This window comes from Halomonas sp. XH26 (assembly GCF_024138895.1).
Taxonomy (GTDB): Bacteria; Pseudomonadota; Gammaproteobacteria; order Pseudomonadales; family Halomonadaceae; genus Vreelandella; species Vreelandella alkaliphila.
In genome coordinates, this window is the sequence record NZ_CP071889.1 from 2287170 (window position 1) to 2302003 (window position 14834).

A 14834-nucleotide genomic window follows, 5' to 3' on the forward strand; every position below is an offset into this window, starting at 1 on the left:
TCAAGAACACGACCAGCGCGCTGCAATTCGTACAGGCAAATCATGCTCCACTTCTTGCAATGCACGCTGAATTGCATAATAAAAACCATCCGCTTGGGTGCTGCCGTGGCTTTTCACCACAATACCCTGCAACCCCAAGAGGCTGGCCCCATTATAACGTACAGGGTCTAGCTCCCGCTTAAGCCTCTTCAGTACAGGCCTGGCCAGTATACTTGCTAAACGCCCACTCAAGCGTGATTCAAACGCCATTTGTACGCGTTCCACCAACATACGAGTCAAGCCTTCACTGGCTTTCAACGTGACATTACCAACAAAGCCATCGCAAACCACGACGTCAAGATCGCCCTGAAAAATATCCCCACCCTCAGCATAACCAAGGTAATCAAAGCTTAAATCGCTGGCACTTTCACGCAGCAAACGATCCGCTTCGCGCACATTAGCACTACCTTTCGTGGCTTCAGAACCCACATTCAACAAGGCAACACGAGGCCGCCTAATGCGATCCATACACTGAGCCATGGCGGCACCCATCATGGCAAAATCAAACAGTCTGGATGCAGGGGAATCTACATTTGCCCCTAAATCAAGCAAATAGCAACGTCGCCCTCCACGCGCGGGGATTGCAGTACTGATTGCCGGCCTGGAGATACCAGGCAACATACCAAGTTCGCGCCTCGCTAAAGCGACCAAAGCTCCGGTATTTCCCGCACTCACGCCTGCAACCGCTTCACCTGAAGACAGGCTACGCAGCATACACGCCATGCTGGTAGCGCCTCCGCGGCGCATTGCCCAGGCAGCAGTTGCCGCTTGAGAAACGCTTTCTGGAGCATCGGCTGCCACCAAACGTGACGTTGCCGCAGCCAAAGGCTGCGGCAAACGCGAAAGTTCAGCATCAATCTGCTGACGCGGACCAAACAGAGTTAATGCTAGGTCGGGGCGTTCAACAACCGCCCTTGCGGAGCCTTCGATAATGGCACGGGGGCCTTGGTCACCCCCCATTACATCAATCGCTAGGCGCACACAGCACCCACCCTGTTTTGCCGCTCATAAAAGCGCTAAGGCTTAAACTTCGACCACTTTACGACCGCGATAGAAACCGTCGGGAGAAACGTGGTGACGCAGATGAGTAGTACCGGTTTCTTTGTCCTGAGACAGAGTCGGTGCGCTCAGCGCATCGTGGCTACGACGCATACCGCGCTTGGAACGAGTTTTACGGTTCTGTTGAACTGCCATGGGTGTTTACTCCAAGGTAATTAAGGTAAGTGATGCTTACTTTTTGCCTTTCAAAGCGCCACTGCTTTTCAAAGCATTAAGCACTGCGAAAGGGTTCTTGGCCGGAGCGGAGTCTTCCGCCGTGCCTTCGGTCTTGCTGACCAGCTGCTCCGCCGAGACATGGCATTCGGTCTCATCGTGATAGACCACCTGCGGCAAGCTAAGGATAAGTTCATCCTCTATTACCGTCAGCAAGTCCAGCTGTTCATTTTCCACCAGCACCGGCTCATGACTAGCAGGTAGCTCGGCAGCCAAAGCTTCGTCTGCAATCATTCCTAATAAGAAATCACTGGAAACGTCTTGGCTTAGCGGCACTAGGCAACGGCGACAAGGCAACGCCAGGGTCGCTTGCAAATGGCCACGAATTTCGCGACGGCCTTGGGCATCAACGCCAAACTCGAGTACGACATGACAGTCGCCGGTTTGGTCACCTGCTTCTTCAGCTAGGCGTGGCAGCTTGTTCAGCGCCACAATGCCTTCTAGTCGTTCGCGGCGGGCTGCAAGCTTATAAGGCTCAACCCGGCTGGGGATTTGTGAGGTCAACATAGGCGCGCAATGATAGGCACTCGCCCCCCCGCTGTCAAAGCTGTCGGTGCAATTCTTACGAGATTATCTCCCAAAACCACGCAAATAGGCAGGCTACCAAGGTTTCGTTACACTCGTTTAAACGCCGATTAATGCTCAACCAGGCCTATTAAGGAGAACACTGTGCCTCAAACCAATAACGCGCCACTTGTCCTGGCATCAAGCTCTCGCTTCCGCCAAGCGCTACTGGACAAGCTATTACTGCCCTATCAGTGCTGCTCTCCAGACATCAACGAAACGCCCTATCCTAATGAAACGCCCAACGCCTTAGTGCACCGTTTGGCGCTCAGCAAAGCCAACGCCGTTGCTGAGCGTTTCCCCAACCATTGCATCATTGGCTCTGATCAAATAGCTCTGTTTGAGGGCGACATTCTCGGCAAACCTCATACAGAAGAGCGCGCTAGGGAGAATCTAGCGCGCTTTTCTGGCCAAAAAGTGACTTTTTTGACGGGCTTAGCATTAGTTGATACCCGCCACCAACGGCATCACGTCCATATCGAGCCGTTTGAGGTGGTTTTTCGCTCACTGAGCCAGCAAGAAATTGCACGATATGTTGCCCTTGAGCAACCTTTAGACAGCGCTGGCAGCTTCCGCATGGAAGGACTGGGGATTAGCTTGTTTGAAAAACTCGAAGGCCGAGACCCAAACGCACTCATAGGGCTTCCACTCATCGCACTATGCGACATGCTTCGCCAAGCAGGCATGAACCCACTCGGCGACGCTTAGTCGTTACTGAGCCTGAAAGCGCAAAGGAGCATGCGCATGCTGAAGCCCTAGCACTTCAGCAGCTGTTTGAGTAAAGCGGCGTGTCAAACGCTCGAAGGGGTCTAAGCTAGGCGTATAGTTTTCCCATTCAGCATCGCCTACCTGCTCACGAGCGACTTGTTCAAGACTGCCCAGCTCATCTATCAAACCTAGCTCTAACGCTTGCTCACCGCTCCAGATAAGCCCTGAAAAAATCTCAGGGCTATTGCTCAAACGATCACCACGCCCTGCCTTCACATCGTCTATAAACTGCTCATGGGTTTGAGTCAGAACACCCTGCCAGAAATCAGCAGCCTCTTCATCAAGCGGCTGAAAAGGATCCAAAAAGGCTTTGTTTTCACCGGCAGTCATTACGCGACGCTCTACGCCAATCTGGTTGATCGCTTCCTGAAAGCCAAAGCCAGCATAGATAACACCAATAGAGCCAACTAAGCTTGCACGGGACGCCACGATGCTATCGGCAGCAGAAGCAACGTAGTAAGCGCCGCTCGCACCAATATCCTCTATCACGGCAATAATAGGCTTGTCGCCCTGATCACGCAGCCGCATAATTTCGTCGTAAATACGCTGCGATTGCACAGGGCTTCCACCAGGACTATCAATGTGCAGCACAACAGCAGCAGCGCCCCCCGATAACCATGCACGATTCAAACCTTTAATGATGCGTTCAGCATTTGCTGGTGCATCACTGGCAATCACACCATGCACTTCCACCAGTGCTACGTGGCTCTCGGTGGGCAATGAGGCCGTTGGCTCAGCGAGAAACACGCGGTATAGCACTGTTGTTAACGATACCAATACAATCGCCAGCAACATCAAACGAAAGAACAGTTTCCAGCGCCGAGTTCTGCGCTGTTCCGTTAAAACACCGCCAACCCAGCGGTCCATCATTTCCAACTGCGCTAACCGCTGGCGCTCGCGCAGTATTTCGGCATCATCACTCTCCGCTCCCGGTAGCGGTTGCTTTTTGGCCTGCTGGACAACCTCTGGCCCATCAGTCCAACGGTCACCACTCTCCTGGCCAGAAAAACCATCACCCGCCTGAGAGCCACCACCATTACCACTTTCATCGCGCTGCTGCTCATCACTCATATACGATTCCTAGTGTTCGTTTGATCGTACAACCACTACTCTCAGTGGCTGTTAACGCCACTAACCGTGAAGCCAGTCGAACAGGCTATCTACATCATCCGCCAGCCATACAGGCTGACTAGCCGCTAACCGAGCGGGGGTATGCACACCGTAAGTAACGCCCACACGATCCATATTAATAGACCTTGCCATTTCAAGGTCATACTCGGTATCACCCACCATCACAGCACGCTCAACAGGCACTTTTAGCTCTTCGAGCAGTTCAAGCAGCATCTGCGGATGAGGCTTAGAACGTGTTTCATCTGCTGTTCGACTGGCATTAAACCAACCACCTGACTCTGTTTCGGTAAAAACCCGATCTAGACCACGACGACTCTTCCCCGTCGCCACCGCCAAACGCTGATAAGGACGCTCACGCAGACGAGCAACTTGCTCTTTAACGCCTTCAAAAAAAGGCATGGGCGTCGAATCACCATGAACGAAATGGTAGGCATAGCGTTGACGCAAGCGCTCGGCCTGAACCGCTTCAATACCAGGGCATAACGTCGCTATCGCCTCAGGCAGGCCCAGGCCAATAATATTCTCGATAGCACTGACGTCTAACTCATTCCACTCGGCATCAGAAGCAGCGGCCTGCATGCAGGCGACAATTTTCGGCACAGAGTTCATCAATGTGCCATCCCAATCAAAGATAATTAGCTCATAGCGCATTTCGCTTCCTTATTTACGAGCGCGTTTTAACGTTTCTTCTAATGCCTCAGGCAGCGGTGCTTTCACCGTAACGGGTCGACCATTGCCAGGCTCGGGAAACGTTAATGCACGGGCATGAAGAAATAGACGCCCCAAACCAAGGAGCTGCGCCATATGATTACTTTCGCGGGTACCGTATTTATCGTCACCCAATAAGGCGTGCCCAGCATGAGCCGCATGGACACGAATCTGGTGGGTGCGGCCTGTTACAGGCTCCGCCTCTATCAGCGTGACCTTTTCAAAGGTTTCCACTACCGCAAAGTGAGTCCGTGAAACCTTGCCATTTGGATCTACCCGCACTCGCCTTTCACCATTACCCGCATCAAAGCGGTCTAAGCGAGCACTCACATAACTCTTCCGAGCAGGCCAACGACCACTCACTAACGCTAAGTAGCGTTTGTCCATTGCATGCTTTTTCAGCGATTCGTTGAGTGTGACGAGCGCATCACGAGATTTTGCCAACAGTAAGCAGCCCGATGTATCACGATCCAATCGGTGGACAAGCTCTAAAAAAGTAAGGTCATCGCGCACTTGCCGAAGCGCTTCAATGAGGCCAATTTTGACGCCACTTCCGCCATGGACTGCCAATCCGGATGGTTTGTTAATCACCATCCAATCGGGCCCTTCCATAATGACGCTACCAATTAATAAATCACGTAAGTTGTCACTCACCTCTTTAACCGCTTCTCTCGGCGCTAATCGCAGCGGCGGCACACGCACCAGATCACCCGCTTGAAGTCGATAATCTACTTTGACGCGTTTTTTATTAACCCTTACTTCGCCTTTCCGCACAATGCGATAAATCAATGCACGAGGAGCACCTTTTAAACGCGTCATCAGAAAATTATCGATTCGCTGACCTGCTTGTTCCGGGGCGATATCCACCCACTGTACTTCCCGCCCTTCGGACATTAACGCTCACTCCTGGTGTGATCTAATAGCGACAGGCTAAAAACGGCATTCTAGCGTAGACCAATGCGCATTGCGTCAATTGCTGGTAGTTGTCTTTACTGTTATATTCCAAAACGTTCAGCGGCCAAGTGTGGCTTACCCGTAAACAGACACGTCGTAACGGGAGCACTACCACTCTTGCCAAGCGCCTGCCCGACAAACACGCAGGCCAGAGCACAGGCAAAATGGCGTAGTGTACGCATTACCCACGCGCCTTACGTACTGGATATACAGTTACTCTGTCGCATGCTTTTTGACGGCAGAGACACTTTTGCTTCGCCCGCAATGGCAGGCAATTGAATTAACAAACGTCACGCCCCAAGCAGCCTATCCTGTTCGTCACAAGGTGCTGCTTGACTTGGGGCGCCAAGTTCAACGCTGTGCCGATGACCGGCGTTGACGAATCGATGAATGCCAGGTGTTGGCGGTGTCAGCAGAGCCGGATGGACGTGACAGCCACCGAAACATGTTCTGCCTCCGCCACGTACTCAACGCCCTTACGGCCGGGTCGGCATGATTGCCTTCCCGGCTTAATGCGTCAGCATAGCAATGCGCCGAGCACAAGCACGCAGCACCCAGCGATTCGTCTACGCCACGCCCAGACGGCTCGTCGGCTCGCAATGCTATGTGAGACAATATGAAACGGATGCTGATTAACGCAACCCAGCCAGAAGAGCTGCGGGTTGCGCTGGTAGACGGGCAACGCCTTTACGATTTAGACATCGAATCTGGCGCTCGAGAACAGAAGAAAGCCAATATTTACCGGGGTAAAATCACCCGGGTAGAACCCTCCCTTGAAGCCGCTTTTGTTGATTTTGGCGCCGAACGCCACGGTTTCCTGCCACTAAAAGAAATTTCCCGCGAATATTTTATCAAAGATGTGTCTGGTCGCCCCAGCATCAAAGAGGTGCTGAAAGAGGGCCAGGAAGTCATCGTCCAAGTTGATAAAGAAGAGCGTGGCAATAAAGGGGCAGCACTGACTACCTTTATCAGCTTAGCGGGCCGTTTTCTCGTTCTGATGCCGAACAATCCCCGTGCAGGCGGCATTTCACGCCGCATTGAAGGTGATGACCGCAGCCAGTTGAAAGATGCCATGGGCCAACTGACAGTGCCAGACAAAATGGGCCTGATCGTTCGCACCGCCGGTATCGGCCGTAGCCCAGAAGAGCTGCAGTGGGACTTGGATTACCTCGTCCAAGTGTGGGAGTCCATTACCACTGAAGCTGGCAAGCGCTCAGCCCCATTCCTGATTTATCGCGAGTCTAATGTCATTATCCGCGCCATGCGCGATTATCTACGCCAAGACATTGGCGAGGTGTTAATTGACAGCCCCGAGATTCATGCAGAAGCACTGGGCTTTATTCGTCAGGTAATGCCCTCTTACCAGCAGAAAATTAAACTCTACGCCGATGAAGTTCCGCTTTTCTCGCGTTTCCAAATTGAGTCGCAAATCGAAACTGCTTACCAGCGCGAAGTAAAACTTCCTTCTGGTGGCTCCATTGTTATCGATCACACCGAAGCGCTGGTCTCTATTGATATCAACTCTGCCCGGGCTACACGTGGCAGCGATATTGAAGAAACCGCGCTGCAAACCAACTCTGAAGCAGCCGATGAGATTGCTCGACAGTTGCGCCTGCGTGATATCGGTGGCCTCGTCGTTATCGACTTTATCGATATGGGCCCTGCGCGCAATCAGCGCGAGGTTGAAAATCGCATGCGCGATGCCCTGAAGCTGGATCGTGCTCGCGTTCAGATTGGTCGGATTTCTCGCTTTGGCTTAATGGAAATGTCACGTCAGCGGCTGCGCCCCTCGCTAGGCGAAACCAGCGGTGTTGTTTGTCCGCGCTGTAACGGCCAAGGCACTATTCGCGATGTTCGCTCGCTTTCGCTCTCTATCATGCGCCTGATTGAAGAAGAAGCTATGAAAGAGCGCAGCGCACAAATCCGCGCCATTCTTCCAGTACCTGTCGCGACCTACCTACTGAATGAAAAGCGCAGCGTTCTAGCAGACATCGAATCACGTCAAGGCGTACGCGTAGTTCTACTGCCGAATCCCGAAATGGATACGCCGCATTACGACGTTCAGCGACTACGTGATGACCACCTAGACGATGATGAAAGCCTGACGCTATCCAGCTTCGAGCTTTCGACTGATACTGAAGTAGGTAAAGAACCCGATCCTAGCTTCACTCCGCCCGCCATGCGTGCTGAAGCAGCGGTTAAAAGCGTGGTACATAACGCACCAGCGCCCGCCTCTCTTCAGACTGAAGAGAAGGCAGAGAGAGCTGCCAAAGCAGATAAAGCCGTTACAGCGACTCCCCCCTCCACTGAAGAGCAACCCAGTGTGATTGGCCGCTTTATCAGAGGCTTCGCCAAACTGCTAGGCGGTGAAGATACCAGCACGAGCCAGCCTGAACCGGAAGCTCCTGTTGCCCGCAAGCAGCCTGAGAGAACGAGCAAAAATCGCTCACAACGCAGCGAAAGCAAGCCAAAGCCTGCCCGTGAACGTGGCGAAAGCGCCAGCAGAAACGAGCAGCGCAGTCAGCAGCAATCGAGCAATCAACAGCCGAGTAACCCGCAGCCTAGCCAACCGCGCAACGCTGATAATAACGACGACGCTAACGATAAACGTAGCGGTCCTAGTCGTACTCGCAACCGTCGACGCCACCCTCAGCAAGACGATGCCAAGCTCCAGGACAATGATCAAAAGAGCAGTCGTCAAAAAGAGCAGCAGACAAACCTAGCGGCTAAAGAGTCACCTAAAGATGAGGCGGCTAAACCTACTGCTCAACCAGAAAATCGTCGCGACAAACCACGTGATGCCAAGCCGAAAAACGAAGTTACCCGTGAGTCTGCATCACAAACGGACGACAAACAGGATGACGGCAAGCCGAAACGCACGCGTAACAATCCGCGCAACCGCACGCGTAAACAGGCCGTTAATCCTCAAGCCGAAGCGGAACAGCTGAAACTGCAAGCCGCAGCGGCTGAAGCTCCCTCTGCAGACGCTCCTTCTGCTGAGGCTGCTGTTGAATCACCTGCTGTTGAAGCGCCTGCTGTTGAAGCGCCTGCTGTTGAAGTGAACAGCAGTAAAGCAGCGCCGGCCAGCCCCTCTTTACAAGATGGGGCCAGCACAACAGCTGCACCAACCGCCGAAGCAGTGACTGAAGCGCCTGAACCAGCTGTAGAGGAATCAGCAGCTGCCGATGGAACAACGGCTGAGCGCCCTGCCGAAAAGGCGGAGAAAGCACGCAAGGCTACGCGCCAGCGTCGCCAACCTCAGCAAGCGGCAGAGAAAGCGGAACCTGAAGCAGAGGAACGTGTAGAGAAAAGCGCTGAGGCCAAACCTCAACAGCCAACTGATGACGCAACTGCTGCTCAAGAAGCGCCCCAAGAGGCGGCTAGCGGTTCGTCTGAGGTTGTGAAAGCTGATGCGGGAGTAGAGCTGGAGGAAGAGAGTAGTTCAAACGTGAAAGAGTTTGATACCGCCAACAGCGAATCAGTAAGCTCACGTGGCGAAGAAACTGCAAAAGAGACTGACAAGCCCCAGCAGTCGGCATCTCAAGCTGCTGAGTCTCAAGAACCTTCTGAGTCTCAAGAACCTGCGTCTCAAGAACCGCAGGAGACGGCACAAGAGACATCCGCAGACGCCAACACACATGCAGAAGCGCCGAAAGCTGCTGAGACTGCTGAGACTGCTGAGACTGCCGACAGTGACGCTAACACTCAGACACTCTCGCAAAGCGTAGCAGCTAGCATTGAAGCAAGCTCACCAGAGTTTGCTGAACAGCCGGAAGCACCTTCTTTAGACAGTGACGCAGTGAGCAATACAACTGCTTCAGACACGACAGCTGCTTCAGAAACCGCGAATAACAGCGCTGCTGCTCAAGAAGGCACAGAGCAGCCTACATTGGCGACTAATGAAGAGGTTCAAACGCCCTCACCAGAGGCCCCCGTTGAAACAGTGGCACCTGAAGAAGCAAAGCAAGCGCCTGCTGCTTCTACCCAAGACGAGGCACCTAAGCCACGTCGCCGCCGTCGTCGCGCTCATAACGATCCTCGTGAACTGCGCAAACAAGCACAGAACACGACTAATGAGTGATCGCTAGCACTCGACACTAGCACTAAAAAACCCCGCTAAGCGGGGTTTTTTTATGCTTGTACCAAGCGTGGCTCAGGCTCTAACTCAACACCAAATTGATTATAGACCTTGTGGGCAATATGCTCTGCAAACTGCAGTAGCTCACACCGATCACCACCGCCAAAATGCACAAGCACCAAGGCCTGCCGCGCGTGAACACCGAAAGCCCCTTGCCGAATCCCTTTCAACCCACACTGATCAATCAACCACCCCGCTGCCAGCTTGCTTTGACCGTTAACCTGCGGAAAATATGGCATGCTAGGGAATGCCTGTAGCAAGCGCGATAACTGATCGCTGTTAACTAGCGGGTTTTTAAAGAAGCTACCCGCATTTGCGAGCACCTGAGGGTCCGGCAGTTTTTCCTGACGAATAGCACACACTGCTTGAGCCACCGCCAAGCAATTCGCCGAAGCGGCTACTCGGGCAGCTAAATCTCCATAACCCAGTCTTGGCAGCGGCGTTTTTGATAGCCGCAGCGCCAACTGAGTAATAACGACTTTATCCGCTAGCGATTTTTTGAAGATGCTATCTCGGTAACCAAATTGGCAAGCATCGGCGCTTAACCAACGTACATTACCCGACGCCAACTCTACTGCCTGCACCCCTACCAGAACGTCTTTAAGCTCGACACCGTATGCACCAATGTTCTGTACTGGCGCTGCGCCGCAATCACCGGGAATCAGCGCTAAGTTTTCAATGCCCCACAGGCCGCGAGCCGATAGCGTCATTACTAACGAATGCCAATTAACGCCAGCTCCCACATGAGCAACAACAAACTCTCCGCAACTTTCTAGCCACCACTGCTGCATAGCAGGCCGAATCGCAATGCCTTTCAGCTTAGCGGGAAGCAGCACATTACTGCCACCTCCCAAGAGCGTAATGTGCCACTGCTTAGCAACGGCTTCACGCACCACATGCTGGAGTGCACTTAGCGTTTTAGGGGCAACATACCGCTCCGCCTGACAGGGTAAACGCAGCGTGTTCGCGGAGGTTAAATCGACTGACTGGCAACGACTAAGCAGATCATTATTACTTCTTTCACAACTCGTGATTTCACAACCTGTCATTTCTCAGCCCGTCATTTCTCAGCTGGGCAATTAGCCCTGTAGAAGCCGCCTCAATTAAATTCAGGACATGTTCAAAGCCCTCATCACCACCGTAATAAGGGTCAGGCACTTCAGCATCAGGCAAGTCGGCAAAATCTAGCAAGAGCCCTACATGGGCACGACTGGTACTCGGCTGTAGCGCTCGCATTGCCTCGAGGTTGTCGCGATCCATGCCTAGCACATAGTCGAACTCAAGAAAGTCACTGGCGCTTAGCTGACGAGCGCGCAAATGACTAATATCGATACCACGCTGTAAAGCAGCTACCTGGGCACGGCTGTCTGGCGCTTTTCCGACATGCCAGTCACCTACACCACAAGAGTCAACGCTGATATGACGATTTAAGCCAGCCTCTTCAACAGCGTGCCAAAAGACGCCTTCGGCCGTTGGCGAACGACAAATATTGCCCAAGCAGACAAATAGGACGCGCTTCATTCGCTTCCACCTTCACTTTCACTCGCCAGAAGCGCTCTCACCCTGGCTAAGTCTTCCGGCGTATCCACACCAGGAGGATTGATAGTGCTGGCTAGCGCAACTTGAATGGCATAGCCATGCTGTAGCGCGCGCAGCTGCTCTAGCTGCTCCAACTGCTCAAGGCTCGACGGCACCAGCTCACGGTAAGCGGCAAGAAAACTGGCACGGTAGGCGTATATACCAATATGACGCAACCATGCATCGGTGGATAAAAGCGCGGGTTGGACTTTAAATTGCTCTCGATCCCAAGGAATGGGAGCACGAGAAAAGTACAGAGCACGCCCCTGCAAGGAGCGAACAACTTTGACGACGTTAGCGTTAAATAACGTTTCAACATCAGTAATAGGCTCAGCAAGCGTCGCAATGGCCGCTTCTCGATCTTCGGCTAAACGCATCGCCACTTGGTCAATTAAGGCCGGTGGGATAAGCGGCTCATCGCCTTGCACATTCACCACTAAAGTGTCGTCGCTTAGCCCGAGCTGCTCTGCCACTTCGGCCAGTCGGTCGGTACCAGAAGGATGATCCGCGCGAGTCATAACGACATCCGCACCGTAGGGCAACATCGCATCACGTATACGAGGATCGTCAGTTGCTACCACGACACGACTTGCTTGGCTTTGACAGGCTCTTCGCCAGACATGGGCAACCATAGGCTCACCCGCGATATCCAGCAGTGGCTTACCCGGCAAGCGGGATGAGCCAAAACGCGCGGGAACAACTGCAATAAATTCGGTCTTAGCGACTGACATTACACCTCTCCGGTACGACCAGGCGAGATAGGTAACTTTTCATCGGCATCCATCGCGCGCGCCTCTTCAGGAAGCATTACAGGGATGCCTTCTTGAATAGGATACGCCAAACCGTCGTAGTGGCAGCAAAGCTCCTGGGCTTCACGATTATACTTGAGCTTGCCATTGCAAAGCGGGCAAACCAGCATTGCCAGTAGTTCTTTATCCATCGGTGTATCCCTTTTCAGAAAGCGCTGACAATTTAGCTGCCAGCCAGTGTTCAAACTCTGGTGGAAGCACGGCTTCTACCTCTAGCACCCAGCTATCGGGTGGCGCTAACGCTTGGCACTTCACTGCGTCTTTGGCGGTCATCACAACGGGGCGCTGATGACTAAAACGGAAAGTCTGGTCATCAAAACGCTGATGATCTGCTAGCGGACGCATCTCGCCGTCCACCCCTAAACTGCGCAGCGTATTAAAAAAACGCTCAGGATGGCCAATTCCCGCCACAGCATTCACAGGTAGCGTAAATGGCAGAGGGGTAAGCGGCATACGTTGACCATCCTGCACTCGGCGCCAGCTTAGCGGCGCTAGTTGCATCGATACTCCCTCTATAGGCAGAGGGCGACACTGCTGACCATTAATAATCACAGCGTCAACTTGAGTTAATCTACTGGGTGATTCTCTCAGCGGCCCAGCAGGTAAGCAGCGCCCATTCCCTAACCCCCTGGCTCCATCAACAACAACCAACTCAATATCACGTCCTAACGCCAGATGCTGTAACCCATCATCACTGACAATAATGTCGCACCCACTATCAACCAGGGCTTGAACGCCTCGTGGACGGCGCGGATCAGCCACGACCGGGCAGCCCGTTTGTTGCGCCAACATTAATGGCTCATCGCCGCTTTGCGCAGGGTCAGTGATTGCGGTTACCAGTAACGGATAGTGCGATGCTTTACCACCGTAACCACGGGTAATAATACCTGGCGACCACCCTTGCCTTACTAGCCAGTTGACCAGCCATGCCACTAGCGGCGACTTGCCGGTTCCACCAAGGGTAATATTACCCACCACGATAACGGGTACGGATGCTTTAACAGCTAGCTTTTTACCAGCATGGTAGTGAGAGCTACGGCGCGCCATAAGATAACGGTATAAAGCACCCAGCGGATACAGTGGCGTTAGCCATTTGCTTCCGTGATAGGCCGCCTTAAGCCAACGTTGCTCCAGGCTCATTCACTCTCCTGAAACTGGAGCTGATGCAGTGCCGCGTAGGCCCCTCCCGCATCTAGCAACGCCTGGTGGGTACCCTGCTCAATAATGCGCCCTTGATCCATCACCAAAATACGGTCAGCCCGTTCGATGGTGGATAGACGGTGGGCAATGACCAATGTGGTACGCCCTTCACACACATGCTCCAGCGCTTTCTGGATATAGCGCTCGGATTCGGTATCCAGTGCCGATGTCGCTTCGTCCAGGATAAGAATAGGTGCATCTTTAAAAATCGCCCGAGCGATTGCTAGGCGCTGGCGCTGGCCACCGGATAACATCACACCGTTTTCACCTACCACCGTTGCATAGCCCTGAGGCAACTTCTCAATAAACTCACTGGCGTAAGCCGCCTGAGCAGCCGCTTCAATAGCGGCTGGGTCTGGGTTAGTAACGCCATAGCCAATGTTGTCAGCAATGGTTGCATTAAATAGCGTGACTTGTTGCGATACCAATGCAATATGCTGGCGCAAAGGGCCTAACGCATAATCACCGGCATTCACACCATCAATCAAAATGCGTCCTTCGCTGGGCTGATAAAAACGCGGCAGCAGGCTGACCAAGGTTGATTTACCGCTGCCAGAGCGGCCAACAATCGCCACTAACTCACCCGGTGCAACGCTTATATTAATATCGTGCAATACATTAGGCTGATCATCAGCGTAGCGGAAACTGACATTATCGATCACCACGCTGCCTGTTAGCTGATGGGGAATTGTCTTACCTTCATCCTGTTCAGGAGTCAAATCAAGCAAGCCAAATAGCTCAGAAGCCGCCGCAATGCCTTTTTGAATCTCACTATTCACTTCTGTGAGCTGGCGCACAGGCTTGATCATTAGCGCTGCCGCGGTAATAAAGGCAACAAACTCTCCCGGCGTCATGTTTTCCATAAGCGCAGGCGCCATGGCAAGCCAAACCAGAATAGCCATGGAAATCGCTACCAGCATCAAAATCACAGGTGAGCTAACGGCACGCGTCATCGCCTCTTTCATACTTTGACGACGATTTTCTTCACTTACTCGTTCAAAGCGCTGTTTTTCATACTCCTCAGCACCATGCGTGCGCACGACGCGATAGCCGGAGAGCGCTTCAGAAGCGACGTGAGTAACATCTCCCATAGAGTGCTGGATACGCTTAGAGATACGCCTAAAACGCTTACTAACGTACCCCACTACAACAGAGATCACTGGTGTTACACCTAAAAAAAGCAGCGTTAACATCCAGTTAGTCCAGAACAAATAGCTAATCAACCCAATAACAAATAATCCTTCACGAAGAATAATGGTAACCGCGTTGGTAGCTGCACCCGCTACTTGCTCCACATGATAAGTCACCCGCGATACCAAATGGCCGCTGGAATGGTGATCAAAGAACCGCCCAGGTAGGTGTAGTAAATGAGCAAACACATCACAGCGCAGCGTATGAATCACATAGCGCCCCACATACGCCATAAAGTAGGTACTTAAAAATGTCCCTAGCCCTCGCGCCGCAAACATAATCACGACAAACAAAGGCAAAAAGAAACGAAAGGCAGCATCAGGGTTCTGGATGCCATCAATCAATCGCTTCATCATTTCGGCCAATGCTGTACTCGATGCAGCATAAATAACAAACCCTATTATCGCTAACGCGAATGCGCGCCAGTGAGGTTTGACGTAAGTTAATAATCGCTTGTAGAGAACCCAACCTGAATCAGTCAC

15 protein-coding genes are annotated in these 14834 nt (G+C 52.7%); 2 read left to right on the forward strand and 13 right to left on the reverse strand.

The annotated features are described in order from the left end of the window. From plsX to J4377_RS10625, 3 genes are read right to left on the reverse strand one after another with little or no spacing between them, the layout of a single operon-like run. Positions 1-1020 (reverse strand): phosphate acyltransferase PlsX, encoded by a 1020-nt coding sequence (gene plsX, locus J4377_RS10615; RefSeq protein ID WP_120386781.1) that lies wholly within the window; start codon positions 1018-1020, stop codon positions 1-3. 42 nt (positions 1021-1062) lie between these two features. After that, complete coding sequence (rpmF, locus tag J4377_RS10620) at positions 1063-1233, reverse strand: 50S ribosomal protein L32 (RefSeq protein WP_009099300.1); 171 nt, start codon at positions 1231-1233, stop codon at positions 1063-1065. Between the two features lie 36 nt (positions 1234-1269). After that, positions 1270-1818: a YceD family protein gene (locus J4377_RS10625; protein ID WP_038485316.1), complete on the reverse strand. Its 549-nt coding sequence runs from the start codon at positions 1816-1818 to the stop codon at positions 1270-1272. A gap of 162 nt (positions 1819-1980) precedes the next feature. On the opposite strand from J4377_RS10625, the gene J4377_RS10630 reads away from it, so the two are divergent. Next, on the forward strand, positions 1981-2583 hold the full coding sequence (locus J4377_RS10630) for a nucleoside triphosphate pyrophosphatase (RefSeq protein WP_253485493.1): 603 nt from the start codon (positions 1981-1983) through the stop codon (positions 2581-2583). Positions 2584-2586: 3 nt separating this feature from the next. Here the strand turns inward: J4377_RS10630 and sppA are convergent, their stop codons facing one another. From sppA to J4377_RS10650, 4 genes are all read right to left on the reverse strand, one after another. Further along, positions 2587-3714 (reverse strand): signal peptide peptidase SppA, encoded by a 1128-nt coding sequence (sppA, locus tag J4377_RS10635; RefSeq protein ID WP_253485495.1) that lies wholly within the window; start codon positions 3712-3714, stop codon positions 2587-2589. A 60-nt stretch (positions 3715-3774) separates the two neighbouring features. Further along, on the reverse strand, positions 3775-4425 hold the full coding sequence (locus J4377_RS10640; protein ID WP_253485496.1) for an HAD family hydrolase: 651 nt from the start codon (positions 4423-4425) through the stop codon (positions 3775-3777). Between the two features lie 9 nt (positions 4426-4434). Further along, positions 4435-5376, reverse strand: a complete 942-nt coding sequence (locus J4377_RS10645; RefSeq protein ID WP_253485498.1) for an RluA family pseudouridine synthase — start codon at positions 5374-5376, stop codon at positions 4435-4437. Between the two features lie 101 nt (positions 5377-5477). After that, a complete protein-coding gene (locus tag J4377_RS10650) occupies positions 5478-5618 on the reverse strand; it encodes a hypothetical protein (protein WP_157697981.1) in 141 nt (46 codons plus the stop codon). A gap of 434 nt (positions 5619-6052) precedes the next feature. Here J4377_RS10650 and rne point away from each other — a divergent pair, with 434 nt between their 5' ends. Beyond that, the gene (gene rne, locus J4377_RS10655) at positions 6053-9517 is read left to right on the forward strand and encodes a ribonuclease E (RefSeq protein ID WP_253485499.1); all 3465 of its coding nucleotides are present in this window, start codon (positions 6053-6055) and stop codon (positions 9515-9517) included. A 50-nt stretch (positions 9518-9567) separates the two neighbouring features. On the opposite strand, the gene murB is transcribed toward rne, so the two are convergent. Genes murB through msbA form a run of 6 tightly spaced genes read right to left on the reverse strand, consistent with a single transcriptional unit; the run spans position 9568 to position 14834 of the window. Further along, complete coding sequence (gene murB / locus J4377_RS10660; protein WP_253485502.1) at positions 9568-10623, reverse strand: UDP-N-acetylmuramate dehydrogenase; 1056 nt, start codon at positions 10621-10623, stop codon at positions 9568-9570. After that, positions 10610-11095, reverse strand: coding sequence for a low molecular weight protein-tyrosine-phosphatase (locus J4377_RS10665; protein ID WP_038485335.1), 486 nt, complete (start codon positions 11093-11095; stop codon positions 10610-10612). The genes murB and J4377_RS10665 overlap by 14 nt, the downstream gene beginning before the upstream one ends. Next, the gene (gene kdsB / locus J4377_RS10670; RefSeq protein ID WP_038485338.1) at positions 11092-11883 is read right to left on the reverse strand and encodes a 3-deoxy-manno-octulosonate cytidylyltransferase; all 792 of its coding nucleotides are present in this window, start codon (positions 11881-11883) and stop codon (positions 11092-11094) included. Before kdsB ends, J4377_RS10665 begins: the two co-directional genes overlap by 4 nt. After that, positions 11883-12092 carry a Trm112 family protein gene (locus tag J4377_RS10675; protein WP_038485341.1) on the reverse strand — a complete coding sequence of 70 codons (210 nt, stop codon included), beginning with the start codon at positions 12090-12092 and terminating at the stop codon, positions 11883-11885. Before J4377_RS10675 ends, kdsB begins: the two co-directional genes overlap by 1 nt. After that, positions 12085-13101 carry a tetraacyldisaccharide 4'-kinase gene (lpxK, locus tag J4377_RS10680; protein ID WP_038485344.1) on the reverse strand — a complete coding sequence of 339 codons (1017 nt, stop codon included), beginning with the start codon at positions 13099-13101 and terminating at the stop codon, positions 12085-12087. The genes J4377_RS10675 and lpxK overlap by 8 nt, the downstream gene beginning before the upstream one ends. Continuing rightward, positions 13098-14834: a lipid A export permease/ATP-binding protein MsbA gene (gene msbA / locus J4377_RS10685; RefSeq protein WP_038485347.1), complete on the reverse strand. Its 1737-nt coding sequence runs from the start codon at positions 14832-14834 to the stop codon at positions 13098-13100. Before msbA ends, lpxK begins: the two co-directional genes overlap by 4 nt.